Annotated in this window: 30 protein-coding genes; 14 read left to right on the forward strand and 16 right to left on the reverse strand. The window is 48.1% G+C overall.

Annotation, left to right across the window (positions count from 1 at the left end; genetic code table 11):
- Positions 1–264 precede the first annotated feature (264 nt).
- On the reverse strand, positions 265–1,188 hold the full coding sequence (locus tag HCN83_RS15940) for a CobW family GTP-binding protein (RefSeq protein ID WP_168009090.1): 924 nt from the start codon (positions 1,186–1,188) through the stop codon (positions 265–267).
- A 171-nt stretch (positions 1,189–1,359) separates the two neighbouring features.
- Here HCN83_RS15940 and HCN83_RS15945 point away from each other — a divergent pair, with 171 nt between their 5' ends.
- Positions 1,360–1,800, forward strand: a complete 441-nt coding sequence (locus tag HCN83_RS15945) for an alpha/beta fold hydrolase (protein ID WP_168009092.1) — start codon at positions 1,360–1,362, stop codon at positions 1,798–1,800.
- Here the strand turns inward: HCN83_RS15945 and HCN83_RS15950 are convergent.
- The 3 genes from HCN83_RS15950 to merR form a co-directional block, all read right to left on the reverse strand.
- Positions 1,795–3,117, reverse strand: a complete 1,323-nt coding sequence (locus tag HCN83_RS15950; RefSeq protein ID WP_168009094.1) for an ISL3 family transposase — start codon at positions 3,115–3,117, stop codon at positions 1,795–1,797. The two genes, HCN83_RS15945 and HCN83_RS15950, sit on opposite strands and share 6 nt — an antisense overlap.
- Before the next feature lie 241 nt (positions 3,118–3,358).
- Complete coding sequence (merA, locus tag HCN83_RS15955; RefSeq protein WP_168009096.1) at positions 3,359–4,999, reverse strand: mercury(II) reductase; 1,641 nt, start codon at positions 4,997–4,999, stop codon at positions 3,359–3,361.
- A 24-nt stretch (positions 5,000–5,023) separates the two neighbouring features.
- Positions 5,024–5,416, reverse strand: coding sequence for an Hg(II)-responsive transcriptional regulator (gene merR, locus HCN83_RS15960; protein WP_017186745.1), 393 nt, complete (start codon positions 5,414–5,416; stop codon positions 5,024–5,026).
- Positions 5,417–5,643: 227 nt separating this feature from the next.
- Here merR and HCN83_RS15965 point away from each other — a divergent pair, with 227 nt between their 5' ends.
- Positions 5,644–6,066 carry an alpha/beta fold hydrolase gene (locus HCN83_RS15965; protein ID WP_168009097.1) on the forward strand — a complete coding sequence of 141 codons (423 nt, stop codon included), beginning with the start codon at positions 5,644–5,646 and terminating at the stop codon, positions 6,064–6,066.
- Here HCN83_RS15965 and HCN83_RS15970 read toward each other — a convergent pair.
- Positions 6,059–6,715, reverse strand: a complete 657-nt coding sequence (locus HCN83_RS15970) for a response regulator transcription factor (RefSeq protein WP_168009098.1) — start codon at positions 6,713–6,715, stop codon at positions 6,059–6,061. The two genes, HCN83_RS15965 and HCN83_RS15970, sit on opposite strands and share 8 nt — an antisense overlap.
- A gap of 317 nt (positions 6,716–7,032) precedes the next feature.
- Here HCN83_RS15970 and HCN83_RS15975 point away from each other — a divergent pair, with 317 nt between their 5' ends.
- Positions 7,033–7,494: a flavodoxin gene (locus HCN83_RS15975; protein WP_168009099.1), complete on the forward strand. Its 462-nt coding sequence runs from the start codon at positions 7,033–7,035 to the stop codon at positions 7,492–7,494.
- A gap of 65 nt (positions 7,495–7,559) precedes the next feature.
- On the opposite strand, the gene HCN83_RS15980 is transcribed toward HCN83_RS15975, so the two are convergent.
- Together HCN83_RS15980 and HCN83_RS18655 are read right to left on the reverse strand one after the other, a co-directional pair.
- Positions 7,560–7,781, reverse strand: a complete 222-nt coding sequence (locus tag HCN83_RS15980; protein WP_168009100.1) for a hypothetical protein — start codon at positions 7,779–7,781, stop codon at positions 7,560–7,562.
- Positions 7,782–7,876: 95 nt separating this feature from the next.
- A complete protein-coding gene (locus HCN83_RS18655) occupies positions 7,877–8,008 on the reverse strand; it encodes a hypothetical protein (protein ID WP_281351760.1) in 132 nt (43 codons plus the stop codon).
- 96 nt (positions 8,009–8,104) lie between these two features.
- Between HCN83_RS18655 and HCN83_RS15985 the strand changes: the two genes are divergently transcribed.
- Together HCN83_RS15985 and HCN83_RS15990 are read left to right on the forward strand one after the other, a co-directional pair.
- Entirely contained in the window at positions 8,105–8,524 is a 420-nt protein-coding gene (locus HCN83_RS15985; RefSeq protein WP_168009101.1) for an HIT family protein, read from the forward strand.
- A gap of 89 nt (positions 8,525–8,613) precedes the next feature.
- Entirely contained in the window at positions 8,614–10,032 is a 1,419-nt protein-coding gene (locus HCN83_RS15990) for a phospholipase D-like domain-containing protein (protein ID WP_168009102.1), read from the forward strand.
- Here HCN83_RS15990 and HCN83_RS15995 read toward each other — a convergent pair.
- The 4 genes from HCN83_RS15995 to HCN83_RS16010 form a co-directional block, all read right to left on the reverse strand.
- Positions 10,029–10,838: a dihydrodipicolinate synthase family protein gene (locus HCN83_RS15995; protein WP_168009103.1), complete on the reverse strand. Its 810-nt coding sequence runs from the start codon at positions 10,836–10,838 to the stop codon at positions 10,029–10,031. The genes HCN83_RS15990 and HCN83_RS15995 overlap by 4 nt on opposite strands.
- Before the next feature lie 27 nt (positions 10,839–10,865).
- The gene (locus HCN83_RS16000; protein WP_168009104.1) at positions 10,866–11,450 is read right to left on the reverse strand and encodes a LysE family translocator; all 585 of its coding nucleotides are present in this window, start codon (positions 11,448–11,450) and stop codon (positions 10,866–10,868) included.
- A gap of 47 nt (positions 11,451–11,497) precedes the next feature.
- The gene (locus HCN83_RS16005; RefSeq protein WP_168009105.1) at positions 11,498–11,983 is read right to left on the reverse strand and encodes a hypothetical protein; all 486 of its coding nucleotides are present in this window, start codon (positions 11,981–11,983) and stop codon (positions 11,498–11,500) included.
- Between the two features lie 92 nt (positions 11,984–12,075).
- Positions 12,076–12,855: an alpha/beta fold hydrolase gene (locus HCN83_RS16010; protein ID WP_168009107.1), complete on the reverse strand. Its 780-nt coding sequence runs from the start codon at positions 12,853–12,855 to the stop codon at positions 12,076–12,078.
- A gap of 114 nt (positions 12,856–12,969) precedes the next feature.
- Between HCN83_RS16010 and HCN83_RS16015 the strand changes: the two genes are divergently transcribed.
- The gene (locus HCN83_RS16015; protein ID WP_168009109.1) at positions 12,970–13,233 is read left to right on the forward strand and encodes a hypothetical protein; all 264 of its coding nucleotides are present in this window, start codon (positions 12,970–12,972) and stop codon (positions 13,231–13,233) included.
- Here the strand turns inward: HCN83_RS16015 and HCN83_RS16020 are convergent, their stop codons facing one another.
- Both HCN83_RS16020 and HCN83_RS16025 read right to left on the reverse strand, forming a co-directional pair.
- Positions 13,234–13,731 (reverse strand): helicase, encoded by a 498-nt coding sequence (locus HCN83_RS16020; RefSeq protein ID WP_168009111.1) that lies wholly within the window; start codon positions 13,729–13,731, stop codon positions 13,234–13,236.
- Positions 13,728–14,336, reverse strand: coding sequence for a class I SAM-dependent methyltransferase (locus HCN83_RS16025; RefSeq protein ID WP_168009113.1), 609 nt, complete (start codon positions 14,334–14,336; stop codon positions 13,728–13,730). The genes HCN83_RS16020 and HCN83_RS16025 overlap by 4 nt, the downstream gene beginning before the upstream one ends.
- Before the next feature lie 191 nt (positions 14,337–14,527).
- On the opposite strand from HCN83_RS16025, the gene HCN83_RS16030 reads away from it, so the two are divergent.
- On the forward strand, positions 14,528–16,030 hold the full coding sequence (locus tag HCN83_RS16030; protein WP_343033755.1) for an amidase family protein: 1,503 nt from the start codon (positions 14,528–14,530) through the stop codon (positions 16,028–16,030).
- 50 nt (positions 16,031–16,080) lie between these two features.
- On the opposite strand, the gene HCN83_RS16035 is transcribed toward HCN83_RS16030, so the two are convergent.
- Positions 16,081–16,938 carry an NAD-dependent epimerase/dehydratase family protein gene (locus HCN83_RS16035; RefSeq protein ID WP_168009117.1) on the reverse strand — a complete coding sequence of 286 codons (858 nt, stop codon included), beginning with the start codon at positions 16,936–16,938 and terminating at the stop codon, positions 16,081–16,083.
- 209 nt (positions 16,939–17,147) lie between these two features.
- Between HCN83_RS16035 and HCN83_RS16040 the strand changes: the two genes are divergently transcribed.
- The 3 genes from HCN83_RS16040 to HCN83_RS16050 all read left to right on the forward strand — a co-directional run bounded on the left by HCN83_RS16040 (position 17,148) and on the right by HCN83_RS16050 (position 18,816).
- Positions 17,148–17,417, forward strand: a complete 270-nt coding sequence (locus HCN83_RS16040; protein ID WP_168009119.1) for a hypothetical protein — start codon at positions 17,148–17,150, stop codon at positions 17,415–17,417.
- 620 nt (positions 17,418–18,037) lie between these two features.
- Positions 18,038–18,553, forward strand: a complete 516-nt coding sequence (locus HCN83_RS16045) for a hypothetical protein (protein ID WP_168009121.1) — start codon at positions 18,038–18,040, stop codon at positions 18,551–18,553.
- Positions 18,554–18,600: 47 nt separating this feature from the next.
- Positions 18,601–18,816 carry a hypothetical protein gene (locus tag HCN83_RS16050; RefSeq protein ID WP_168009123.1) on the forward strand — a complete coding sequence of 72 codons (216 nt, stop codon included), beginning with the start codon at positions 18,601–18,603 and terminating at the stop codon, positions 18,814–18,816.
- 26 nt (positions 18,817–18,842) lie between these two features.
- Here HCN83_RS16050 and HCN83_RS16055 read toward each other — a convergent pair whose 3' ends face one another.
- Complete coding sequence (locus tag HCN83_RS16055) at positions 18,843–20,129, reverse strand: flavin monoamine oxidase family protein (RefSeq protein ID WP_168009125.1); 1,287 nt, start codon at positions 20,127–20,129, stop codon at positions 18,843–18,845.
- A gap of 403 nt (positions 20,130–20,532) precedes the next feature.
- Between HCN83_RS16055 and HCN83_RS16060 the strand changes: the two genes are divergently transcribed.
- Positions 20,533–20,823, forward strand: a complete 291-nt coding sequence (locus tag HCN83_RS16060) for a hypothetical protein (RefSeq protein ID WP_168009127.1) — start codon at positions 20,533–20,535, stop codon at positions 20,821–20,823.
- A 72-nt stretch (positions 20,824–20,895) separates the two neighbouring features.
- On the opposite strand, the gene HCN83_RS16065 is transcribed toward HCN83_RS16060, so the two are convergent.
- Complete coding sequence (locus HCN83_RS16065) at positions 20,896–21,726, reverse strand: GNAT family N-acetyltransferase (protein ID WP_168009129.1); 831 nt, start codon at positions 21,724–21,726, stop codon at positions 20,896–20,898.
- Between the two features lie 52 nt (positions 21,727–21,778).
- Between HCN83_RS16065 and HCN83_RS16070 the strand changes: the two genes are divergently transcribed.
- The 3 genes from HCN83_RS16070 to HCN83_RS16080 all read left to right on the forward strand — a co-directional run bounded on the left by HCN83_RS16070 (position 21,779) and on the right by HCN83_RS16080 (position 24,707).
- A complete protein-coding gene (locus HCN83_RS16070; RefSeq protein WP_168009131.1) occupies positions 21,779–23,638 on the forward strand; it encodes a serine hydrolase domain-containing protein in 1,860 nt (619 codons plus the stop codon).
- Positions 23,639–23,708: 70 nt separating this feature from the next.
- Entirely contained in the window at positions 23,709–24,143 is a 435-nt protein-coding gene (locus HCN83_RS16075; protein ID WP_168009133.1) for an RDD family protein, read from the forward strand.
- A gap of 264 nt (positions 24,144–24,407) precedes the next feature.
- Positions 24,408–24,707 (forward strand): hypothetical protein, encoded by a 300-nt coding sequence (locus HCN83_RS16080; protein ID WP_168009135.1) that lies wholly within the window; start codon positions 24,408–24,410, stop codon positions 24,705–24,707.
- Positions 24,708–24,866 lie beyond the last annotated feature (159 nt).

Consider the following 24,866-nt stretch of genomic DNA (forward strand, 5'->3'; position numbering starts at 1 on the left):
GCTACATATCGACGGAATACCTTATCGTAGTGTTTTTTCTCCGTGCTCATTCCCGGTTCCTCCTCCACTGCTTTCGTTTCACTCAGACTACCACATGGACGTGTCTACTTTTTATACTAGCTTCATTAGTTGATGCTCATGAACGCTTTCCGGCGAAGGTTAACGCTTTGCGACTGAAGTTAATGATTTTTAAAAGCAACGTTAATGCTTTTGCGGCAAAAGTTGAACACTTTCCGGTCGCGCACTAAAAAAAGCAGGCCCGATTCAGGCCTGCTTTTGCTGCTCCAGCTCTCTCATCGCGTGATGCAGTGCGTCGTGATCGAGCTGATCGCCGATGAAGACGAGCGTGTTCGTATACTTTAAATCGGCCGGCTGATAGACCGGCATGCCGTAGGAGTACTGAAATAACAGCGTTTTCCCTTCTTGGAAACGAAGGTAGCCTTTGATGCGATAAATCGAATCCGGCATGTCACGCAAAAACGACTCAAACTGCTCCTCGTCGATTGGCTTAGAAAACGTATAAACAAACGTTTTAATGTGCAGCTGGTCAGCGGCGTGCAGCTTGATGTGATCTCTTGTTACCTTTTTCCGGGCCGCGGTTAACTCAGTCGGGTCCACCCTCGCAAAGGTCGTCGGCACGATGTTTCCATCCGGATTAAGCGCACGAATCTCCGCTTCGATTGCTTGTTTGTCGTCAGCCGAAACGCTGTCGATTTTATTTAACAGCACAAGATCCGCGTGCTTCACCTGCTCCGAGATGAGCTGGCGCATCTGCACATTCAGCGTATCCCGCTTCTGCCAAGTTACCGAGTCGAGCAGTGTGATGACAGACTTTATATTTAATCGATTAGCAAGCATCGGCGAGAGCGACGCGTGCAGCACGTCGACCGGATGAGCGATGCCTGTTGTTTCGATATAGATAGCGTCCAGGTCGTGATCCTGGACCAGTCCGGCCAGTTTAATCTCCAGCTTGTCTGACAGCGTGCAGCAGACGCAGCCGTTTAACAGTTCCTGCAGCGGTGTATCGTTTGGCACCGCATCGGAATCAATAGAGACGTTTCCCATTTCATTCATAACGACACCGATTTTTCTTCCCTGCTCCTTCTCATGCTCAAGCAGACGCTGCAGAAGCGTCGTTTTTCCTGCTCCTAAAAATCCGGACAGCACAATGATTTCGACTTGTTTCATCCTGATTCACCCTTTCTGACTTGCTCCCTTACGATAACGTATTTCGTGATAAAACGTAAGGCTTCCGCTTTGCTTTTTTACTCGTTTCCTTTTACACGTGCTTTTTCAACGGATAGTGGTAAACTAATATCACTACAATCGTCGCGTGAGAAAAAGAAGGAGGTAAAGAGCGTGAATAGCTACTGGTTAGCGAAGACATTTCACTCTTCGTACGGGTATGTAAGGTATGGGATTTGCGGAGAGGGACCGCCGCTCGTTCTCGTTCACGGCACCCCTTGGTCTTCCTTTAACTGGCGGCATCTGATTCCGGGATTAAGCGAATGGTTTACGGTCTATTACTACGACTTAGTCGGGTATGGAAAGTCTGAAAAAGCGACCGGCGACGTCTCCCTCGGCATTCAGCATCACGTGCTGCACGAGCTGCTTGAGGAATGGCGGATCAACGAGCCTGTAGTTGTTGGCCATGATTTCGGCGGGACGACTGCGCTCCGAACGCACCTGCTGCTGGATGTGCCGTATCGCAAGCTTGTACTCATTGACCCTGTCGCGCTCGCTCCGTGGGGGTCTTCCTTTTTTGGGTATTCGGATTTTATGGTGGAAAAGGGCTTATAAATCACCCTTCTCCAAATTCTTAATAAGTGTGGAAAAATCGACACCAAAGTTGTCTGTAATGTTATGATCATTCACTTCATACCAATTGAAATTATCGTGTAACATAGCTTTATTGAAAGCACTTGAATTAAATCGTGGCTTACGCTTTTTATGGAGCTTCTCATTGAAAAGGATTTTGGTTCGTAAGGCATCAAACGAGTAACCTCTACCCATTCGCTCTACCTGCCTAATAATGCTGTTAATTGACTCCGTATAAGCGTTAGTGAGCCTTTTATCAAAGTAGTTGAATATTTCGACATGCCAGTTGTCTACGGCTCTCACGAGGTCTTTATATGCATCTTTAGAGTTACTGGACATACAACGGTGTCTCCATTGACTATAACGAAGACGACCTTCATCTGAATCAGGAGTATCCCATATCCAGTAAAACTCTTCTTTGAGTTCATAGGCTTCTTTTAAGGCAGGAAGATTACCTAACCAAGTCTCTAAGAGGAATGATTCACGTTCATTTAGATCGTGTTTACGCTTTAGAAGGATAAACCTTTCACGCATAAGGGTACGTCTTTCTTTTTGGCTCATATGAGCTTTCAAAGACTTTCTGACGTTATCTAAGGCTTGATTAGCCATTCTAACTACATGAAACTTATCTACGACCACTTTAGCGTGTGGAAGGATAGTGTTCACTGCGTCTTTGTAGGGCTTCCACATATCCATTGTGACGTACTCAATATAAGTCCTGTCACTGATTTCTGAAAGACGTTGGATGACTGTTTCCTTGTTACGGTTAGGCTTGATGTCATAAATAGTCCTGCGTTCAATATTAGTCAATACAAGCCGAGGTCTTCGGATAATATGTATCTCGTCTATCCCAAGCCACTTAGGAGTTTCAAACTGGTATTCACGTTCTTTGAGTGCCACATAGTCCTTAAAAACGTTCCTAATAGTTTTCTCGTCAACGCCAACGCTTTCTGCGACTTCTACAAAGGTCTTAGACATGGATTGCTCTTGAATAGACTTTAAAAGCCTTTTGGTCATACTACGCTTTTCATCTACAGATACTAGGCGTTCCCAGAAGGTAGATCCGCATTCACGACACTTGTATCGTCTACGGTTCAATTGTAAGCCCACTCGCTTTAAACGAATGGGCAAATCCATAATTAGTTGATTTCTTGAACTGTGTTTGTACAACTTGTCAAAACCACATTCAGGACAACGTTCAGGTGGTCCGACTGCTTCAACTTTAAACATCATATCGGTTTCATTTTCTTGTGGTGATTCTATTGTTTTAATGTCTGGTAGGGATAATAAGTCTGACATATTGTTCATCCTTTATTACTCTGCGGTGTTAAGGTATCAAATATAGATTTGATGTCGAAATCATCAGTGTTAAATTATTTTTGTGACCACAAATGCACTTAGAAAATCCCTTAAAGCATTTATATAATGGGTGATCGCAAAATAGTGTATGAAATCCTTTTGTAGACTTTGCTAAACTACTGCACACTTTAGTACAGTATTAGCTGGTTCACTTGAATAGGGAATTGTAAAAAAAGTTCCCTTAGCCTGCACAACAAGATAATTTCGAAACATTTTTATCGAACGTAAGTGCAGCTAATTTTAGCCCTTCAGCCATTGTTAAATATGGTGCTAGGGTTTCTGTTAAATCTTCTATCGTTAAGTTAAATTTAACAGCTAATGATGCTGCATAGATGACATCTCCTGCATTCTCAGATACAATATGAACCCCTAATACTTTTAGTGTTTCTGCATCTGCTACTAGTTTAAATACACCGGTTGTTTCACGGTTTACAATTGCTCTTGGAACAGCATCTAAAGGTAATACAGATGTCTTCACATCATACCCTTTCTCTTTTGCTTGTTCTTCTGTTAAACCAACCGTTGCAACCGTTGGATTCGTAAACGTAACAGCAGGAACTACCGATAAATCTATTTTTTTGTTTAACCCACCGATAGCATTATCAGTAATAATTCCACCTTCATAGGCTGCTACATATACAAATTGCGGTCCTAACGTCACATCTCCTGCTGCATAAATCTTTTCATTACTTGTTTGACCAAAATCATTGATCAGGATTTCATTATTTTTTCCGGTTTCAACACCTGCCGCACTTAAATTTAAAGAATCCGTATTTGGTTTTCTTCCAGTGGCAACAAGTAACTGATCTGATTCAATAACTTCTTTACTGCCATTTACTGTTACGTAAACCTTTTTTATCTCTCCACTTTGTACAACACGCTCAAAAGTTGCCCCTTTGACAAGGTTTATACCCTGTTCAATTAACGCTTTTTCAACTGACTCTGAAATCTCAGGATCATACTCCTTTAAAAGTCGCTCACTTCTTTGCATAAGCGTTATTTCTGAACCTAAATGATGAAATAGTTGTCCAAGCTCCATTCCAATGTATCCTGAACCAATTACAGTTAATCGTTTTGGTATTTTCTTTAACTCAAGAAGTGTTGTACTAGTTAAATAGTCCATTTCTTCAAGTCCTGAAATTTGGGGCAACGAAGGAGATGCACCTGTTGCAATTAAAAAGCGTTTTGCAGATAACTTTGCCCCATTGACCTCAACCGTACTAGCATCAACGAATTTTGCTTCACCTTTAATTAAATCAAAATTATATTCATCAATTAAATCCACATATTTTTGATTCCGAAGTTCGCTCACCAATTTATCCTTTTGCGTGATTAAACTAGCTAAATCCACTTCTCCAGCGGATGTTTGTAAACCTATAAACGGGTTGTCTTTTGATAAATGATTGATTTCCCCTGCCCTAAGAAGAGTTTTTGACGGAACACAGCCAATATTCACACAGGTTCCCCCAACCGTTCCACGCTCAATCATTCCAACTTTTGCACCGTATTCTATAGCTTTAATTGCCGATGAAAAGGCAGCAGCACCAGAACCAATAATAAGAAGGTCATAATTGTCTTCATTACTTAACGCCACGTTTTCTAGTGATGATACTTCTTCAATTTCTCTGGCTTTGTAATTTGCTTCATCAATCGCCTTTATTGCACTTTCAACCTCAATATCATTGGGTAGTTCAAATACTGCTTCACCACGACGAAAACTAGACTCAATATTTTTAGCACCTATCTTTTCAAGTGCTGATTCAACGTGTTTTTCACAACCCGCACAGGTCATTCCTTGAATGTTTACCTTAAATTTATTCATAATAAAGCCCCTTTCGTTAATCTCTCATGTTAATGTTTCTATTATTGGACACGAATGTAATTGCTTTTCATCTGGACATCGTTGTTTTAAGTCGTCTAACATAGTTTCAATTCGTTTTAAATCCTCTATTTGTTTTTGAACTTCCTTTTGTTTTTTAGAAACAAATTCGAACATATCTTGACAACGAACTTCATCTTTATCTACAACACCAAGTAATTTATAAATCTCGTTTAAAGAAAATCCAAGTTCCTGTATTCGTTTAATAAACCCAACACGCTTAACGTCATCATATGAATATATCCGATAACCAGCTTCCGTTCGGTGAGGTTCTTGTAGTAAATTTTTTCGCTCGTAATATCTAATCGTTTCTTTATTAACGCCACATTTTTCTGCAAACTCACTAATGCGGTAAATCATCTTATTTCACCCCATGAATATTATAAACCGTGTACCATAGTACACGGTCAAGTAAATTGGACTATTTTATTTTTTTCCCAACGTATCACTCGTATGTGATTGATACTTTTATAATACTATTGATTGTCCTAACATCCCACTAGAAAATCCGATTTAAACACCAGTTGTTTTTAAACTATTAAAAAGTAATTCCACTATATATTCCGAAGACCCCCTTTTTTTCACACGTGTCGACCTATGAAAATGCGTTTCGCGGCATTCCCGGCTATATTCACGAAGCGATGGTCTCCGCCTATGTTCAGGACGCCATGTATACGCCGATGCCGGCCGATACGCTGAAAGGCACGATCACACCCTGGCTGAAAGAAACCGGTCAGGCTGCGTTTTACCGGCAAATCGCGCAGGCAGATCAGCGCTACACGGACGAAATTGAACCGTTGTATGAATCGATGACGGTGCCGACGCTCATTATCTGGGGCGCAGAAGACGAATGGATTCCAATTGGGAAAGGGCGCGAGCTGCGCAGGAAAATTCCACATGCGGACTTTCGCTCGATTCCGAACGCAGGCCATCTCGTGCAGGAAGATCAGCCTGCGACCCTGCTTGCCTATTTGGCACGCTATCTAATAGATAACGAGAATGCTATTTAGCTTTACGTACATGACTGATCACGATCCAGCCATCACGAATGCCCTGCTGAATAAGAGCCGGCTTTCGCTTGCTCGACAGGTTCAGCTTGTGAAAAATGCGGTTCAGCATGCTCGTAATCGAATTTGGCGAATAATACAGCGTGCGGGCGATTTCTTTGTTGTTTTTGCCTGACAGCACTTCTTGAATAACGATCCGCTCCGAAGCGGACAAGCACTCCGGCAACAGTTCCGGGTTCATGATGATTTCGCGCTCCCGCAGCTGCGGCTGCACAGCCGGCATGTCACGCACGAGCTGGATCACCGCGTCTGATGAACAATAGTATCCTTTATAGTGAATCGTAAGCCCGACAAGCTTTCGGTGGGAATAAATATCCTCATAAGCAGCCACGACATCAAACCAGAGGGCGAGCCGCTTATTTTCTTCGTACGTCAGCGTTCTTTCCGTAAAAAGGACGTTGTAGTCATGCTCTTTCACGTTTGGCAATGGCGCAATTTTAAACGGCAGGCCCGCGTCGGCAAACCAGATCACGGTGCTCGCGGGCGGTTCGATCGTATCATCCTCCTGCAGCTGGGCGTCGATCTCCGCCATCCACTGCTGATCCACCGTGCAATACCATCCCTTTTTGCGATAGGCTTTCTGTTTAGGCATTGTTCACTCCCACCTTCCCTTCACCTACTCCTTCTCTATTTAACTAACAACACCTTGTGTTTTAGAGAAGATCCGATATTATTGACGAAAAAGCCGCATGCTCCTTTTTCATCAACCGATTTCATTTATGAAATACGAAGCAGTCTTCATTAGGATAAATGTTGATAAGGAATTGCATGCTGCAACAGATCTCTCTCTGATGACGCTGAACCTGTAAATGGTGAGTCCTATTCGATCCCGCGGGTCATATGATAGGATGAAAATAACTCATTAGCAGACCATTATTTTCGGTCAAATCAGGAAAGGGAGTGCAGGCAATGTCAGTTCTGCTCGTTTACGCGACGCTCAGCGGTCACACGGAAGAGCTTGCGGAGTTAATCAAGGATCGGTTGGAAGAAGCGGATATAACCGTGGATGTCAAAGAGGCATATGAAGCAGAGCCGCACGAATTTGCTTCCTACGACCTTGTTATTATCGGCACGTATACGTTCGGCGACGGAGATATTCCTGATGACGTGATTGATTTTTACGAAGAGCTGCAGCAAACCGACCTGACAGGACAGCTATTCGCTTTGTTTGGCTCGGGAGATACGAGCTACGAGCATTTTGCAGGTGCTGTCGACCGGATGGATGAAGCAATTCGCGAGCAGCAAGGCATGTTGATCGCGACAAAAATGAAGTTCGATTCCGACAACGATATACAGGAAACGGAAGAGCAAGTGGACACGTTTGTTGCGGAGATTTTAGACGCTCGCGATCAATGGCAGGTTCACGGATAGATAAACACGGCACCCGGGAACAATCGGCGTGCCGTGTTTTTTTATCCCCCATTTGCCAAACGATCTCATTCATTCCCCCGCTTAAAATTACCGGTAGCTATTGCCATCAGAAGCTGCCGTTCTTTTTCGTCACCGGTATTTTCTGCCCGCGCTAGAAACTTCTGCGCCTGCTGTCCCTTCAGCGCCGTTACCTGTCTTCCCTCATAGTCAATGAACACCGTCTCCTGCTTCGTCACGCGGTAGCGAAAGGGCTCGTGGTCGAGCTGATTTCGTTTATCGATACTCATTAGGTTCCGCCTTTTCTTTAATCAATTTAATTCGGTCTTTTCTATTTTAACCAACAATGAACCCTGTCAATACTCTCTCCCATTAAAGTAAGTATTTAACCTTCCTTTTGTTTTTCCTCCAGCTCCGTCACTTTTTTCTCCAGTTGAATGACTTTTCCGTTTAAAGTGACAGCAAGTCCTATCGCGCCTGCGGCTACTGCGAATGCAATGATGCTCATAGGTTCCATAGTGAATCCACCTTTCTGTATGTATGGCAAAAGGAATTTATTTACTGTTCCTATGATATCATAAGGATAGACGATGTGTTTTAGGAGGTTTGTGCAATGACGTGTTTAGGCTGCCGGCTGGCGCTGCAGGAAGAACGTGCTTTTGTTGTGTACGAAACTGAATGGGTGACGTGTATTCTAGATATTCTTCCTTTTAATCCGGGGCATGTGCTGATTTTACCGAAGCGGCATGCGCTCGACGTGGACGATCTCGATCAACCGACTGCTCATGCGGTGATGGAGGCTTCCAAAGTTATGTCCAGGGCGATGAAAGCTGCTTATCAGCCGGATGGCATCTCGATTGTACAAAACGGCGGAATGTTTAACGACTTGGATCACTATCATATGCACGTCGTGCCGCGGTATGAGGAACAGGATTTCGCTGACTTTTACCGTGCCTTTACGGAAACTGAACCGGTATCTAACGAGGAGCTTTTTAAAACACAGAAATATCTTCGAAAATACGTCATTAGATAATTTCGTTTATCAGCAGTATGTTTGCTTCCTTTTTATTCAAGGTAATAGAAAGATAAAATCATCTTTTGACCTATTTTTGGAGGCATTTTATGGTGAAGAAGGTTCTTTTCATCGTCGCTGGTCTGGCCGGTGCGTTTTTGCTTTACCTCTGGATCGGCGGGGTGCTCATGCTGCAGCTAACGGTACCGGAGGAAACAGGCCAACCTGATACGGATCGATTTATGAGCGAATCCGACTCTCACGACCGGGTCGCGCTGATCCACGACCGGATTGAATCGAAACAGACCCGCACGTCGCTCAAGGAGCAAGCGGAAGACACGCTCGATGTGACGATGTTTAAAATAACGGATGGCACGGCAGATATGATCTTTTACACCTCTTTACTGGAGGCTGCAGACAGAGGTGTTCAGGTCCGCGTGCTGCTAGACGGCATATTTCATAACCTGCGCGGTGAAAAAGGCGCTATTGCCGAGGCGTTTACACACCATGACAACATGGAGCTGCGCTTTTTTGAACCGGTTAATGTGCTGAAGCCGTGGACGTTAAATAACCGCATGCATGATAAGCTGCTGATTGCTGACGATACGTTCGGTATGATCAGTGGCAGAAACATCGGCGACCGCTATTTCGCGCGGGAAGGTGTGGAAGGAGCAACAGATGACCGCGATGCTGTCGTGTATAATCCGCAGGGCGCCGACTATGAAGAGAGCGGCGTTATACAGATGCAGCGCTACTTTGATGAGGTGTGGACGAGTGATTATGCTCAGGGCGCAGATGCTGATATAGCAGAGGAAGCTGCTGAAGAGATGCTGGAAGCGCTCCGATCAGAGCAAGTAGTCCTCCAAGCTGAAGAGGCTGATATCTACGGTCAGACGTATGACTGGGAAGAGCGGACGCACGCTGTTAACGAGATTACCTTTATTCACAATCCTCTAGGAAGAATGAACCAAGAGCCGGTTGTGTGGCAGGTTTTGACCTCGCTGATGGAAAATGCGGAGGCATCTGTTTTGATGCAAAGTCCGTTTATCGTGCCGACGAATCCAATGCTTGATGCATTGAATCGGGAAGCGCTGCCGGAGGAGGTCCGTGTTGTAACGAATTCCCTAGCGGCTTCCCCCAATCTACCTGCTTATTCCCGCTTCACGGCTCACCGGGAAGACTTAGCCGCTTCCGAAGCCGATTTACTGGAGTATCAGGCAGAAGGACACTCGATTCACGGAAAATCGTACGTGTTCGACGACCGTTTAACGGCTGTTGGCTCTTTCAACCTTGATCCGAGAAGCGTGTATTTGAGTACTGAGAGCATGCTTGTTATCGACAGCGAGGATGTGAACCATGAGCTGCGCACCGAGCTCGAGCAGCTGATGAACGAGCAAAGCTTGCAGGTGACAGAAGACGGAGACTATGCAGAGTCGGACCATGTGGAACGAGCGGAGACTTCGTTAACTGCTGAAATCGGAAAACGACTGCTCCGGCCGATCACCGCTCCATTTGAGCACTTGTTTTAATCGCTGCTCATTCCAAGCGGCGATCTGCACGAGCCCAGCTTCAATTCATGCTTCATCCGAACGATCGGATTTTCGCTATACACCATCTGCATCATACGCTCGATGTCCTTCTGTTCAGAGGCATCGGGCGTTTCATTTGCCAACAGCTGCTGCAGCCATTGCTTTATTTCAACCGGATAAACATTTCCGGCGATGGACGAAAGCCGGTTATAGCCGAAGCGGATCTTCTCAGCAAGACCTTCCTCTCCGCCTGCATAAAACGAAAATTCGCGATCGAGTCCGTTTTGCACGGCTTGTATTTTTTCAGGTCCGCCGAGATCCTTGATGCCGATCACATTTTCATTTTGCGCAAGTATGATTGCGCTCTCAGATGATAAATCAAACCCGGTTCTGCCTGGATTGTTATAGAGAATGACTGGTTTTTGACAGCGCTCGATCAGCCGTTTCGCATAGGCTACGGCTTCAGCCTGAGAAGGTCGTATGTACGGCGGAAACCCGATCATCACGCCAGACAGCTTCGTTTCGGAAGCCTTTGCGGCCAGCTTCTCTGCATCTTTCAGCCTGACGGCAGCGATCCCAAAAAGGATCTCCATTTGCTGAAGCAGCACCTCGTTGATGGATTCCATCATTTCCAACCGTTCATCCACACTTAAGCTGTGCTGCTCGCCAGTTGAGCCGCTGATCAGCACTGAGCGGACTCCTTTTTTCTGAAGGGACTTGATATGTTCATTTGTCGCCTCCATGTTTACATTCTCCTGTTGATCAAACACTGTCGGAACAGCGACGTGCATCGTTTCATACAGCATCGAACCTCTCCTTTCCCACCCACTTTTTCAATTAACTAAATTCCAGACACCTACCCCGATTAAAAACAAGCTTCCTGCTACTGACAAAACGCGAATCCCTTTATACAGCTTTCCTCTTGCTGCAACAGCGGTCAGCCACCCAAGCAAAGTAAGCCATCCAATTTGCAACGTGATATGAACGAAGCCGATGACTGCATAGTGAAGAGACAGCTCCCATCCTGTATAGGGGCTTAATGACGGGATGATCGTGATATACAAAAGCAGTGGTTTCACGTTCAGCAGATTCAGTAAAAAGACGCGTTGAAACGTAACCGACTGCACGTTTGGCTCGCTGTTTGAAACGAACAAAGCCTTCAGCAGGATGATGCCGACGTAGATGAGCATCAGCGATCCGACAATTCGAACCGCGCTCATCAGCTCCGGCAGCTGAAGCAGCAGGGCAGACACGCCTAGTGAAGCGAGCACGACATGAACGGCAATTCCTGCAACGGTGCCACTGATGACGGGCCTCACTCCCTTTAATCCAGTCTGTTCGACCGCAGCGAGTGTCAATACATAGCTTGCTCCGGGCGAAAATACAAACGGAAGCAGAACGGCAATCGACGTCAACATGCAGCAGCTCTCCTTCCTTTTGTCAGATCACTAAGAGCCATACAGTGTTAATGATCATGAAGCACAGTCTCTTCTTTATGCACCCTCTTCACAGCTTCGATCTCTTTACTCTCCCCAGCAGTAAAGTTTGCAGTAGCTGTTAATTCATACTCACCTTCGGGTAATTCTTCTATCTCCATCTCACTGAACGGAACCTCTTCTGTTATTGTCTCACCGGCATTCATCACTCTTTGTTGCGACAGTGTATCGATCACCGTACCTGTTTCCAAATCGTTTTCGAGGCTCGACAATTGAAACATGAAGATAGTTGAACCGTGAGATATTTGGACCTCTGACTCTTCTCCCTCGTACGTTAACCTACCGTAAAACTGCTCGTTTTCTTGTATGATTTCAACTGCAAAATCACCTTCACGATTGGTTGCATGGTTGTTGATTTCACTGATTGATTCGTTTGAATTTGCCGATTGATAATCAGAACATCCCGCAAGAAAGAAAATTAGAAACATAGCAGACTGTCTTTTTAACAGCTTCATTTATTCTCAACCTCCTTACTTCTCATTGAACTACTCCATTTACAGGCTTCTGCTGCATCCTTCTGAAATATGTGTAACAGGCTCTCTTCCGGTTACAGATCCACTTCTTTCAAAAAGAAACGGATCGCTTCATTCAACTGCTCCGGCTGATCCAGGTTCATCAAATGATGGGCGTGGTTTAATTCCATAAGGGTCGCACCGGTAAGCTGTGTGAAAAGCGTGTCCTGCTGATTTTTTGTGACGAGATCCTGTTTGCCGTGCATGAGGAGCACAGGACAGCTGACGTGCTGCAGCTGCTCGGTCAATTCCGTTTCGGATAGTCCGTGCCATGTTTGTGTCCAAACTGACTTTGGCATAGAGCGGACAGTTCGTTCAATGTAGCCTTGATTATCCCGGTTAAACCGCGCAAGTAATTTCGCCTGAGTTTTCACAACAGGAAGGCGCGGCACGAATCGTCTTGTCCAATGCGTCAGCGGTGAAAACAGCTTGCGAAAGCCACTTGTAGACAGTGAATGGTAGCTGTTCATGAGAATAAGAGAGGCGGCTCGGTGAGGCGATGTGACAGCCGCCTCCAGACTGATTGCTGCGCCCATCGACAGTCCGCATAACTGCGCTTTTTTGATGTGCAGATGGTCGAGCAGCCTGATCAGATCAGCTGCTGCTTCTTCGTGATGTAATTTTCCCGGTGGCATGACGGAGCGCCCGTGACCGCGTACATCCCAGCTGATGATTTGAAAATCCTTAGCCAGTGCCTTGATTTGCGGAGTCCACTGACGGTGATCCAACGTAGCGCCATGGGTCAGCACGAGCGGTGGTCCATGACCCGTCGTTTCATAATAAATGACCGCATGATCTGATCGAAAAACAGGCATTGTTTACCATCCCCTCCCGTTTGCAAAAAGTTGAACGCAAAAGCTGAAATCGATAAAGGAAATAGGACATTAGAAGGCGAATAGGTGTAGATATCAATGTGAGGTGGTGATCGTATGCTGGATTTAGTCATTTTGCAAGTATTCGTCCTGCCGCTTGCGAGCATTGGGATCGGGATCACGTTATATATCGTAACCGGTAGACAGCTCGCTGCTCCAGCAGCTTCGTTTGTCGTGGTCATTGGCTATGAACTCGCCTACCACCACTTATTTTATCGTGAGCTCCCCTTTTTTCCGACCTCCTGGGCCGTGATTCTCCCTTTCCTCTCCTTTGCAATTGTGATGGGAATGAAGTTAATAGTTGCCTCACGGGTGGAGTAGTTATGCCTTGGGAAGCTTCCACAAAAATAAATCCGAATGCCGCCAAACGTGCAGATCGTCTGCGACATATCCTCGCAGCCACTTTGTGCCTTCGATATCGCTTATGTAAAACCCTGCCGGGACCTCCGTATTTGCTCTGAGTCTAGGTGAAGCAATTGTGATGGCACCAATCGGGGCTCCGTCATTCCTTTCAATGCTGTCAAATGTCGGCAGCGTCATACTAAACCGTACATACGGTGCGACCTCAAGCGCAACGAGCGTGAACCCACGCTGAAAAGCGGCCAGAACGATCTCCGGCCACGTACCGCCTTCTGTTAAGCCAATCTCCGATAACGAACAGATCCAGCACTCCACATTCTTTTTCACTTCGGGAAATGAAAACAGCGGATCCTCGAGGATATCCACTGCATACGTGTTCAGATGAATCTCTCCTGCTTCAAACGCCTCCATCAACGCTTCCTTTGACAACCCTCCGTACACGATCGTCAACTTTGTCATGCTGGTACTGCCTTTTCACACGTACAGATAAACATCGACGCGTCCTGCTTCATAAAAATACCTTCCCCTTCGTAAAACGTTTCGAACTGGATCGCTGAAAATCCGGCTTTCTGCAAAATCTGCTCCAGCTTTTTCTGATCAAATCCGCTGTGCAAAGCCGGATGATGGACGCGCTCATTTTCATTAAAATCGACAATGATCAGCCTGCCTGTTTCACGTAAGACATGAGCGATTGCCTGCAGGATCCCCTCCGTATCGGGAATATGAAGCAGTACAAGTGAAATGAGTACGATATCGGCGCTTACGCCCGGGTCTTCTTGAACGAAATCGGCATAAAGCACGGTCGCGTTCGAAAGCTTTCGTTCCGCGATTTTTGCTTGTGCAAGCTTCAGCATTTGTTCAGAGGCATCTGCGATCGTAAGCTGTTGCACGAGGTCGGTTAGCTCCAGGCTCACGAGTCCCGTGCCTCCCCCATAATCGAGCAGCGCTTTATCGGTACTGTCGAAAAGCTCAAGCTTCACCCGCTCCGCGATGACCGCAGCCAGCTGCTTTCGCTCCTCTGTATCGTATCGCCTGGCAACCTCCTCAAACACGTTTTTCTCCATACGGGAACACCCTCTCAATTATTCAGGCATTTACTATATACCACATTAACATGAAGTCATTTTATCCTTTAAACATACCACTTCGATCCTGCAAGATCAGGAAGTATTTTCCTTGTTTTTCAAATCTTTATTGCTCAAATCCCCTCTTTACCATTAAGATATAGCTAACCAATCGTGCTGGAGGGATGTTCGTGAAGGGGTTTGTGTATAAACATTATGATGCGACAGGTCTTGCTGCGTTGATACGCGCTAAGGAAGTGACGGAAAAGGAGGTATTGCTGGAGGCAATTACGCGTATTGAAGGGATGAATCCTGCGCTTAATGCGGTGATTGATAAAGCGTACGAGGCGGCGATCAAACGGGTGGATCGCACTCCTTCTGAAGGGCCTTTTGCGGGAGTGCCAATGCTGGTTAAAAATATCAACCAGGAATGGAAGGGCGCCCTCGCTTCTGAAGGCTCACGCGTCCTCCACCATCACCGGGCTCCTCAGGATTCAACGTATACGTCTCTGTTAAAGCAGTCCGGTATGAATGTGATCGGCGTAACAAATGTGCCTGAGTTTGCACTGATGGGTTTTACCGAGCCGGTCCAGTACGGCGCGACGAAAAATCCGTGGAACGTGAACGTCACTCCAGGCGGCTCCAGCGGCGGATCGGCTGCGGCTGTTGCTTCCGGGATGGTTCCAATCGCCGGTGCGAACGACGGCGGTGGTTCGATTCGCATTCCGGCTGCCTACTGCGGGCTGTTCGGATTAAAGCCGACTCGCGGAAGAACTCCGATGGGACCGATTCGAGGACGTGCCTGGCAGGGAGCGTCAGGGGATCATATCCTCTCAAAAACGGTGCGGGATAGCGCAGCAGTATTAGACGTGTTGGCTGGTAAAGAAACGACTGGCGCCTTTCGCGCTCCGGCGCAGCCTGACGCGTATACGACCAGCCTGGAAAAACCGCTGGCAAAACCGTTAACGATTGCGTACACGGTCGACTCCCCTCTCGGCACACCAGTGGACGAGGAGTGCCGAAAAGCAGTGCTGCGAACCGTTCGCTGGCTTGAAGCTCAGGGACATCGCGTGGAAGAAAAAGCAGCCCCAGTCGACGGACTCGCCATCGCCAAAAGCTACATGACGCTCTATTACGGGGAAGTCGCTGCACGATTAACGGAGATTGAATCGATGATCGGCAGAAAGGTGACGATGCGCGATGTGGAAACAACAACGTGGCTGCTCGGCATGCTGGGAAGAGCGATTACCGCAGAGGAATTTGTTCTCCGGATGCGTACCTGGGATGAAGCTGCGATTCACATGGAGGCGTTTCATAAGACGTATGATCTGTATATCACGCCGGCAACGGCCATGCTTCAGGCTGAGATTGGCGCCTTTCAGCTGACGAAAACCGAGGAGCTGCTTCTGCAGCTTGTTTCCAAGCTCAAAGCGGGCAAGCTGCTGCTGAAAACAGATATGCTCGACCAGATGATTACCGAAAGCCTCGAGCGAATTCCGTTTACGCAGCTGGCAAACCTGACTGGTCAGCCGGCGATGAGCGTTCCATTGCATCAAACAGGTGACGGCCTCCCGGTTGGGGTACAAGTGATGGGTGCGAAAGGACGCGAGGATCTGCTGATTCAGCTCGCTTCTGCACTTGAACAGTCAGAGCTGTGGGTCGACGTCCATACCAATCCATTCATGAAGCTCTAGGCAAGCGTAAAGCCCCCCGAAAGCACGCCGTGTTTTCGAGGGGCTTTCTGTTAATCGGTGAGTTTGTTCACGTTGTCACGCCAGTTTTGAACCGGCTGCCAGTTGAGCAGGCGCTTCGCTTTTTTGTTATCCAGAAGCGGTGCGTAGCCCGAAATGTCCTGACGAATGTCTGTTACGTTCGGGAAGCAGGTTTTCATCAGCTCCGGGCTTTCGATATCCATGCTGCTCTCATCTGCTCCAATGTTCAGCGCAACTGAGCCGAGGCCTTCTGCTTCAACTGCAAGCCGGTACGCAGCTGCCGCATCGCGGGTATCGATGTAGCTCCAGAGAATTGGTTTACGTATTTCCGGTTCGTGAATAAAGCTCGGGAAGTTTTTATACATCTCCGGCGTAATCACGTTTCCGAGCCGGAACGAGACGATCTGCATGCCGGAACGGCGGTGCATCATATCAGCCGTCTGCTCGTTGACGATTTTGGAAAACCCGTAGCTGTCGTCCGGAAGCTGCGGATGTTCTTCGTCAATCGGCACATACTTCGGCTCCAGCCCCTGCCTTGAAAAACAGATGCCGTAGGACGATTCACTCGACGAAAGCACCGCTTTTTGTATGCCGAGATGAGCAGCCGCTTCGAGAATGTTATACGTCGACATCGTATTGTTGGCAAATGTCACTTCATTTGGGTGCGAATATGCCACGGGAATCGCGGCGAGATGAACAACAGCATCGGCACCGGCCAAGACGCCGTAAACTTCACCGAGGTTTGTTAAATCGGTGATCACCGTCTTACACCGTGCTTCCTTCGGGTGCTTCACGTCTGCATTCACGACCTCATATCCGTGATCGATAAACTCCTGAATCACATCTCTGCCGAGCAGTCCGCTTCCGCCTGTCACTACTACCTTTGCCATGTACAGCCCTCCTGGTTTCTTCAGCGGCATAACGCCGCTTTTCGTATTATCAATAAACGAAGCATATAGCTGTCAGGAGCGGATAGCAAGTGAAACGGCTTTCATGACAACCGGAAGACGTTTTTCCGTCAATGCTTTTTCGTTTGCTCAAGCGACCGATCATGCTAAAGTAGGTAATGCAAAAACGGATCATAACAGGAGGTTTTCAGATGAGTGTGCAAGCTGAAAGAAAAGTAACGCGCGAGGAATTTATGGACCTGGCTCAGTCCGGGATGGTGGAATTGTTTGATTTGGAGCAGTACAAAGTGGTGGATGGCTACAAAGGAGAAACACGCAGCCACTTCGTGTACGATACATCAACGCACGACTGCTTTTTAGTAGATCTGGCTACTGCTTACGATCTCGTAACTGGCTTTTACGCAAAAGGCGACAAGCAAGCCGTCTCCGCTTCGTTAAAAGAAATTGCTGCCTCCGTCTAAACATTTTAAGGCGGACCTATTTCTAGCCAGCAGACATACCGTAATGATAAAGCCAAACGTTCGAACCTGCGTGTAAGGTCCGGTGTCTCGTCATCAGAGATCTATCAGATTCCGTTTGCTGGAAAAAGAATAAATTTAAAAGGAAGATGACGCTCCGTTTCTGGAGCATCATCTTCCTTTTTGTTTGTTACACAGGGGTATAGCGTCGTACGGATTTTACGCAACAACGTTTATCGGGACAGCAGAGAACCATGCGATCATGTTTAACTCGAGTTCGACATTTTTCTACAAAAGATGGAGACCTGTTTCAGTGTACGGAAGTGACCCAGAAACAGCGGCGAACCTTTGGGGCGCTAGGGTTGAAGCCTCCTCCCAATATCCTCGATCTCCAGGCGAATTCCTAGTAACACGTCTGGTGTATTCAAAAATGCCTGAGAACCCTTGTCTTAGTAGGGTTCCCAGGCATTTCGTTTATCTAGTAACTGTCGAACTCGGGATTATGTAAAACCACTTCATTACCGTACCATAATTTCCATTTAAAAGGAATGAGGCATATGATGAGAGCTTCGGCAGGTGTCGTGATAATCTTAGATTAAGAACGGATGAGGGCGGTGAAGGGGTTGAAACAGTGGATACCATTGCTCGCGATTGCGATGCTTGTCGGAGGTGCGCTGTTCGTGTTTCAGGAGCCAACGGACGATCCGCAAATTGCCGAGCTTGAAGCAGAGGTCGAAGCGCTGACGGAGGAGCGGGATGACCTGCTCGATTCGCTGAACGGCTATCCGGAGACCTATCAGGTAGCGCAGGCGGTGCAGATTACGGAGCAGTTTGTACAGGCGGAGTCGCTTGACGATGCTTCCGGACTTTTATCTGTTCATGCTAACGTCATCCGCCGCGAAGGCAGGCCGACCGGCGTGATTCAGTTTGACGATATGCATACGTACCAGTGGCTTTCTCCGGACGAACTGGAGCAGCAGTTTGCCGATTTTCGCATGACGGAGGCCGGACTTGTGCTGAGCTATGCAGCTGATGTTCCCGATGTGCCGAGCCACGCGCCGTTTTTCATGGACTACCTGCTTATCGAAGAGGATAACGAGTGGCGCATTTCCCGTGTGGCATTTAATGCCTCTAACTGAAACCTTTTCCATGCAACCGACGTATTCCAATTACTGGAGGCGATTTGATGGAACTGATGGTTGCACTGATTCTCGTTGCTTTATTCACGTGGCTGATTTTTCGCTATCAGCTTTCCGGTGCGTCGATGTTAAGCCGGGGTCTCGCGCGAAAAAACGGCTGGAAAAAAGCGTCCACGGCGGTACTGACGTGCGGTACGTGCGGCAACGAGATTGAAACGAAGGAAGAGACGGCATATTGCGAGAACTGCCGTGCTTATGTATGAGAAAAAGGGCCCTGTGAGGCCCTTTTTTAGGTTGTCCGCTCCTGCAGATGCACGATCAGTCTGCCTGCTGCAGCCCGTCCCGCCCGGAGCGCTCCTTCCATGAAGTGCGGATACGTTTCGGCAAGCTCGCTGCTCGCAAACACCATACCTTCATGAGGCTCTCTCAAAATCATATACGGCTTGATCATATGGCCGTAGCGGATCGAATCGCCGTAGCCTCCGCCGCAAAATGGATGATGCACCCATGATTCAGCCGTCCGGGACGTATAGGATGCGGCTGCTTCTCCAAATGCTTCCGTGAGCCAGCTCTCTGCTTCCTCCAGCATGCGGTCTTCCTCTTCTGTAGCCATTGATTCGGCGGTAGCCGCTCCAATAAACATCGTCAATCGCGCATTTTTTCCTCTCATAGAGGAATCTATCACGTTTACCCCGTCCGGATTCGTATAAATGACTTCGGCAACGGATGTTTCTTCCCCTTCCACCTCCATCTGCGTCCAGAAGGCTTCGTTATATTCCCACGTTATCTTAATGATGGAGCCATTCACATAGCTGTGAAGCGCCTCCTCGTACTGCTTTGCTGCAAGCTCCGACAGCTTGATACGTGCTGCTACGGTTGGTGGAACGGCGATAATCACGCCGTCTGCGTCCCACGTATTTGATTCCGTACTCACAGAGACGCCGCCTACAGACGTGTTGATTTCCGTAACAGCCTGTTCCATATGCAGAGCGTCCTTCAGCGGTGCTGCGAGGTGCTCAGCCAGCTTCGTGAGCGGGCCGTTCACCTGATGCGTTGTGTCTTCTTTTTCAGACGGATAGCGGTCGTTCATCGACAAAAATCCGGCAGCACTCACGAGATGCGGCTCGACGTTTAACTCCTCGCCGTACATGCTCGAAATAACCCGCTTTTCTTTTTCTTTAATATCCAGTCGTTTGTATAGATCAGTCAGGGGAATGTCATCGCGCTCCGTCTCGATCTGCATGTACTCCAGCTGCTCCTCGTGATCCTCCACCTGCTCTTCAATCACTTTTGGTTCCGAAGCCTGAATCAGCAGGCCGTCATCCGAAACGCCCGTCCGAATGAGCGAAAAGCCAGCTTTTACTGCCAGCTGCACGATGTCCGTCATATCCGGATTGATTATCTGCGCCCCGCGCTCAACAAAGCGCTCTCCATCGTCGCTTACCTCTGATTTCACCTTGCCGCCGATGCGGCTGTCCGCCTCGAGTACGATCGGCTCGCAGCCCATTTCCAGCAGCGCATGAGCCGCTGCCAGACCTGAAAAGCCCGCACCGACTACGATAATTTTTTTCGACATAACTCCCACCCCTTTTTTTAATACCGTACCCCGTTTTATTATGCGTGTAACCAAATGGTACGCTCAGTTCACATAGGTTTCGTAAATCAGTTAAAAATGTCGAGATAATCGTTACTGATAATATTAAAAATCAAGATCATCACAAGTGCTTGGGCGCCTGTAATCAAAGCTTCGTCTTTCCAATGAGACTTTGTGTAGAAGCTGAATAACCTTGCGATCATAAAAGCGCAAAACCAGATGAGGAAAAACACGATCATAAAGCCCACTTTGCATCACCTGCCTGGTAAAAAGTGTTGAGAGGTGTGTCACTCTCTCCGTTGCCCTGCCTACCACCAATTGGACACACCTTTATTTTCCAATTTATGTTATGTTGTAAGCAGTATTCATACAACGGAGGTCGGTCATGAAACGAATTTTTTACGCTTTGCTGGCGCTTATTTCTGCTGTTTTTGCTTTCGTCACCGGTGCGTATGTCGTGTATTTCACTGCTCAAACTGCGATTCTTCCGATTGAGGCGTGCAGACCGTTCTTTATTTTCACGTCTGACAGTGTGCAGACGTGCGGTCAGATGCACACAGCCGATGCGGTGCTGGCACAGTTTCGCAGCCCGCTCGTGTATCTGTTTCTCGCAGCTCTTGCCACAACGGCCCTCTCGCTTTTCCTGTTGATCAAAAGCAGAAAAAGAAGCGTCTGAAACGGACGAGCCGGCAAAGCTGTAAGATGTGCCTTGCCGGCTGAAGCTTTTGCACGGGAAATCAGTCTGAACTCAGCTATAGATGAAGTTGACGACTCGTGAATCGGCGACGGGCTCGTAGCCGATGCGGGTGTAAATAGCGTTGGATGTCGGGTTTGCCAAATCGGTGTAGAGCGTACAGAACGAATAGCGACTTAACAGCTCCTTCGTGAGCGCCGCGGTGACGTTTTCGGCGTAGCCTCTTCCTCTATACTCCTTTGGCGTGTACACGTGCTGCACGGCACACGATCCGGCTGCGGGACGACCAGCTGCCGCCATCGAAACCGCTTGACCTTCATCCTCCCAAAGCAGCACGCTTCGCTTGGAAATAAAGCGCTCCGCAAGCTCTGCTGCTTCCTCATTTGTTACTCCGTCAAGTGCCTCCTCTGCGAAGGCCTCAATCCATTCGGTTAACAGTGCTGCATCTTCCTCTTCCGTCCAGCGTGGTGCACCGCTAGTTTGTCGGGGCGGGATCACCCGGTCCGCACGAAAAATCCGCTGCTCCATGCCGAGTTCACTTTGACAGCCGTGCGTCGCCTGCCAAATCGTTTGAAACGCTTCTACTGCCGTAATGCTGCCGATGATACTTGGCACGTCATGAACGGCAAGCTCCTTGATGGCGCTCGTCCAAACGGGTTCCAACTCCGTAGTAAACGCCGATAAGATCAAATGGTGCGGCGGCGTCCGCACGAGCAAAGCGAGCACCTCTTTCTTCTCTTTGACAGCTACAAGCAGCGGCTGATCGCTCTCGACCAGGTTATGTAAAATACCATACGGCAATCCATTGGCTGCCTGGTTTGCGGCAAGCTTTTCTCCTGCCAGTGCCAGTGCTTCTTTGGCCGTGCGAAGTGTCACCGTGTTCATCTCCCCCACTCCTCTCTTTTCTATAGTGTAGCAAAATATATTTTCCAACATCATGAAACAATTGTCACGTGTCGTCCGTAACTTAAATAGAGAAAACGTGGAGGCGATGACGATGCGAACGATTTTGAGCCTGCTTGCGGTCTGGCTGCTTGCCGCCGTTCCGGTTCAGGCAATGGAGCAGGATGCGACGAATTATACAGAGATGTTCATGGAAGAACGAATCGAAGAAGGAAGCTTTAAAGGAGCGATCGTCAGCATCGTTCAGAACGGGGAGGTCGTGCTTGCAGACGGATACGGCCTGGCAAATGCGTCTCTGCAGGTAGAGGCAGATGCGGATACGCTGTTTCGCGCCGGCTCTGTCGGAAAAAGCATGACCGCTGCCGCCGTGCTGCAGCAGGTTGAGGCTGGTACCCTGTCGCTTGATACATCGATCACCGAGATGCTTTCCATTGAGCTCGCCAACGAGCCGGCAGAGACGGTCACGATCCCGCACCTGTTAACCCATACAGCTGGCTTTGATGAGACGATGACCGGCTTTTATGCAACCTCCTACGATGAGGTGGATCCCGTGCGCTTTCTCAAGGAGCGGACACCTGCTTTAAAACGCTCGCCCGGCACCGAAGTGGAGTACAGCAACGTGGGACTCGCAATTGCCGGTCAGCTGGTGGAGGATGCTTCCGGTGTCCCGTTTCCAGACTATGTGGAAGCACGAATTTTTGAACCTCTCGGCATGAATGATTCCTCCTTTGAGCAGCATGAAAACCCGGCTTACGTAGCCGCGAGCTACATTGGTGATCAGCCTTATCCGTATTCTTATATTCACATGGTACCGGCTGGCTCGATCACAACATCTGCGAACGACATGGCGCTTTACATGCTCGCGCATCTGGAACAAAACGAGGAGCTTGCCAGTTCAGAAAGCTTTTCGCTGATGCATGAGCCGCAGTTTCACATGCACGAGGACGTGACCGGTATGCATTTCGGTCACTACGGATCGCAGTTTGGCGGCCTCGATGCGATTCGCCATGACGGCTCGATTGACGCGTTCATGTCGACGATGATGCTCGTTCCTGAGCTGGATCTTGGTATTTTTGTCTCCACAAACGGCGTGACCGGGATCGAATCACAGCGGGTAATGGCTGATTATTTAAGCGGGCTCGCTGAGGCGATGGGAGTGGAAACGGAGCCCCACACTCTCGCTGAGACACCGACGACAGAAGACGAGCTTGCGGATTTTTCAGGTTCGTACACGATGAACCGGGTCAATGAAAAAGGTCCGCTCAGCATCATTTCAATCTTTAATCCGACGATTTCGATCGAAGCTGCTTCAGACGGCACGCTGTCCGTTGACGACCTTCATTTTTCCGGAGGCAGGTACACGATGCAGGAAACGAGTTCTCCGCTCGTTTTCCAGCAGGTACACGACTTTGAGACGCTGGCGCTATTGGAAAATGATCAGTTTATCAGCTCCGTCTACCCGATGATGGTGTTTGACCGGGTGCCGCTCATTGGCGAACGTCACCTTTCCTACGCTGTGCTTGGCTTCATTAGTGCAGTGGCGGTCTTTTTCCTGCTCGTGATCCCGGTACGAGGACTGTACCGGATTATTCGCCGGCGCAAGGTGCCGGATAAACGACATCGAGTTCTCGCCTTCTTTACAGTGCTGTCCCTGCTGCTCGCAGCCGGTACAATGGCCGCGTCTGTACAGCTGTTGATCTTTGGCTATGTGACAGCTGGTACGTTTATGCTGGCTGCCCCGCTCGTACCGCTCCTGCTGGCGTTGATCTACGCGCTCGTCTGGTGGCGGACGGACCGGGCAAAAAGCAGCGTCGGCTTTCTGTTCATCCAGGCTGCGGTCGTCCTTTTTGCCAGCTTTGCGTTATACTGGCAGATGACCCCTTTCCACGTGTAAACACACCTGCAGTTTAGCTGGAGAATGGGAAGGGAACGTTTATCTTAGATTAGAAAAAGGGGGATTTTCCATGGAGGTTCGAGAACCAGTCGGCTTTTGGAAGCGGCTTGCGGCCGTTATTTTAGACGGGATCGTCATCACAGCAACGATCTTTATTTTCGCACTCATCGTTTTTGGTGAATTTGCGGCTGAAGAACGTCTGCTGCAAGTGTTTGAAGGCATTTTACCTATCGTCTATTACGTGCTGCTACCCGTGATCTGGACAGGGTATACAATCGGAAAACGGGCGCTTGGCATCCGCGTGGTCCGCACAGACGGCTCGCAGGTGGGGCTGCTGACGATGATCGTCCGTGAACCGGTGTCCTACATTTTGTATGCACTGACGTTCGGCATCGGCTTCATCGCATCTGTTATCATGGTGATTGCGCGCAAGGACAAACGTGCCCTGCACGATCTGCTTGCCAAAACGTATGTCACCAGCATTCCGCCGGAACCAAAGCGATAAACGTACCGCTCCTTAGCGATAAGGAGCGGATTTGTTATGCAAATAGTTGCTATTTGTTCTTACATATGGAAACATAACGATACGGTCTTACGTACACTAAAGAGAACATCTTCATCGAATCCGAACAGGAAATCAGCCGATGCACGGTTCAGCTCTAAAGGCTTTCCTTCATTTCGCGATAAGTTTACTGAAATTTCGGTTTTCTTAGTTGTTTGGCAGCTTCTACATACAGGTCTCGTTCCTGACTTAAAGGGAGGTATGGATATGGTGATCGGTCTGATTCTTGTAGTTTCGGCAGTTATTTATGTCATGATTCATTGGGATACCAACAGCAAAAAATCACTTTACGGCAGTATTGGACTGTCGGCAGCCGGTATCATTTGTCTTATCGCGGCGGTCATTATATTGGATTCAACTTTCCCCGACTCCGGCTCTGTGGCAACGCTTGAAGCAGTACGGACGTTGATTATTGCATCCGTCATTGCAGTTCCTGCGGGAATTATGTTAGTGATCATTACCTCGATCGCGCGCAAGAAGCGAAACGAGAAAGAATCAAAAACATGAGTTAAATCTGGTTACCATCATCCAAGCTCTCATTACTTTTCTTCCTGCTCCCATCAAAATACATCAATAAATGATAGGCATCTTAGCAAAGCTGTATATAGCTTTGCTAGCTCAATCCGCACCGCAGGTCGATTCAGCTGAAAGGAACGTATCTCGACA

It is taken from the genome of Alkalicoccus luteus, from assembly GCF_012034335.1.
GTDB lineage: Bacteria > Bacillota > Bacilli > Bacillales > Salisediminibacteriaceae > Alkalicoccus > Alkalicoccus luteus_A.

What these genes read in the sequence shown, in the direction of transcription:
- HCN83_RS15990 (WP_168009102.1), top strand. Translation starts at nt 8,614, where the DNA reads ATGGTGAAGAAGGTTCTTTTCATCGTCGCTGGTCTGGCCGGTGCGTTT.
- HCN83_RS15940 (WP_168009090.1), bottom strand. Translation starts at nt 1,188, where the DNA reads ATGAAACAAGTCGAAATCATTGTGCTGTCCGGATTTTTAGGAGCAGGA.
- HCN83_RS16065 (WP_168009129.1), bottom strand. Translation starts at nt 21,726, where the DNA reads ATGAACACGGTGACACTTCGCACGGCCAAAGAAGCACTGGCACTGGCA.
- HCN83_RS16080 (WP_168009135.1), top strand. Translation starts at nt 24,408, where the DNA reads ATGGTGATCGGTCTGATTCTTGTAGTTTCGGCAGTTATTTATGTCATG.
- HCN83_RS15975 (WP_168009099.1), top strand. Translation starts at nt 7,033, where the DNA reads ATGTCAGTTCTGCTCGTTTACGCGACGCTCAGCGGTCACACGGAAGAG.
- HCN83_RS16005 (WP_168009105.1), bottom strand. Translation starts at nt 11,983, where the DNA reads ATGAAGCTGTTAAAAAGACAGTCTGCTATGTTTCTAATTTTCTTTCTT.
- HCN83_RS16020 (WP_168009111.1), bottom strand. Translation starts at nt 13,731, where the DNA reads ATGACAAAGTTGACGATCGTGTACGGAGGGTTGTCAAAGGAAGCGTTG.
- HCN83_RS15995 (WP_168009103.1), bottom strand. Translation starts at nt 10,838, where the DNA reads ATGCTGTATGAAACGATGCACGTCGCTGTTCCGACAGTGTTTGATCAA.
- HCN83_RS16075 (WP_168009133.1), top strand. Translation starts at nt 23,709, where the DNA reads ATGGAGGTTCGAGAACCAGTCGGCTTTTGGAAGCGGCTTGCGGCCGTT.
- merR (WP_017186745.1), bottom strand. Translation starts at nt 5,416, where the DNA reads ATGATTTACCGCATTAGTGAGTTTGCAGAAAAATGTGGCGTTAATAAA.
- HCN83_RS16070 (WP_168009131.1), top strand. Translation starts at nt 21,779, where the DNA reads ATGAAACAATTGTCACGTGTCGTCCGTAACTTAAATAGAGAAAACGTG.
- merA (WP_168009096.1), bottom strand. Translation starts at nt 4,999, where the DNA reads ATGAATAAATTTAAGGTAAACATTCAAGGAATGACCTGTGCGGGTTGT.
- HCN83_RS16055 (WP_168009125.1), bottom strand. Translation starts at nt 20,129, where the DNA reads ATGTCGAAAAAAATTATCGTAGTCGGTGCGGGCTTTTCAGGTCTGGCA.
- HCN83_RS16035 (WP_168009117.1), bottom strand. Translation starts at nt 16,938, where the DNA reads ATGGCAAAGGTAGTAGTGACAGGCGGAAGCGGACTGCTCGGCAGAGAT.
- HCN83_RS15950 (WP_168009094.1), bottom strand. Translation starts at nt 3,117, where the DNA reads ATGTCAGACTTATTATCCCTACCAGACATTAAAACAATAGAATCACCA.
- HCN83_RS16025 (WP_168009113.1), bottom strand. Translation starts at nt 14,336, where the DNA reads ATGGAGAAAAACGTGTTTGAGGAGGTTGCCAGGCGATACGATACAGAG.
- HCN83_RS16040 (WP_168009119.1), top strand. Translation starts at nt 17,148, where the DNA reads ATGAGTGTGCAAGCTGAAAGAAAAGTAACGCGCGAGGAATTTATGGAC.
- HCN83_RS15985 (WP_168009101.1), top strand. Translation starts at nt 8,105, where the DNA reads ATGACGTGTTTAGGCTGCCGGCTGGCGCTGCAGGAAGAACGTGCTTTT.
- HCN83_RS15980 (WP_168009100.1), bottom strand. Translation starts at nt 7,781, where the DNA reads ATGAGTATCGATAAACGAAATCAGCTCGACCACGAGCCCTTTCGCTAC.
- HCN83_RS15970 (WP_168009098.1), bottom strand. Translation starts at nt 6,715, where the DNA reads ATGCCTAAACAGAAAGCCTATCGCAAAAAGGGATGGTATTGCACGGTG.
- HCN83_RS16015 (WP_168009109.1), top strand. Translation starts at nt 12,970, where the DNA reads ATGCTGGATTTAGTCATTTTGCAAGTATTCGTCCTGCCGCTTGCGAGC.
- HCN83_RS16060 (WP_168009127.1), top strand. Translation starts at nt 20,533, where the DNA reads ATGAAACGAATTTTTTACGCTTTGCTGGCGCTTATTTCTGCTGTTTTT.
- HCN83_RS16050 (WP_168009123.1), top strand. Translation starts at nt 18,601, where the DNA reads ATGGAACTGATGGTTGCACTGATTCTCGTTGCTTTATTCACGTGGCTG.
- HCN83_RS16010 (WP_168009107.1), bottom strand. Translation starts at nt 12,855, where the DNA reads ATGCCTGTTTTTCGATCAGATCATGCGGTCATTTATTATGAAACGACG.
- HCN83_RS18655 (WP_281351760.1), bottom strand. Translation starts at nt 8,008, where the DNA reads ATGGAACCTATGAGCATCATTGCATTCGCAGTAGCCGCAGGCGCGATA.
- HCN83_RS16000 (WP_168009104.1), bottom strand. Translation starts at nt 11,450, where the DNA reads ATGTTGACGTCGATTGCCGTTCTGCTTCCGTTTGTATTTTCGCCCGGA.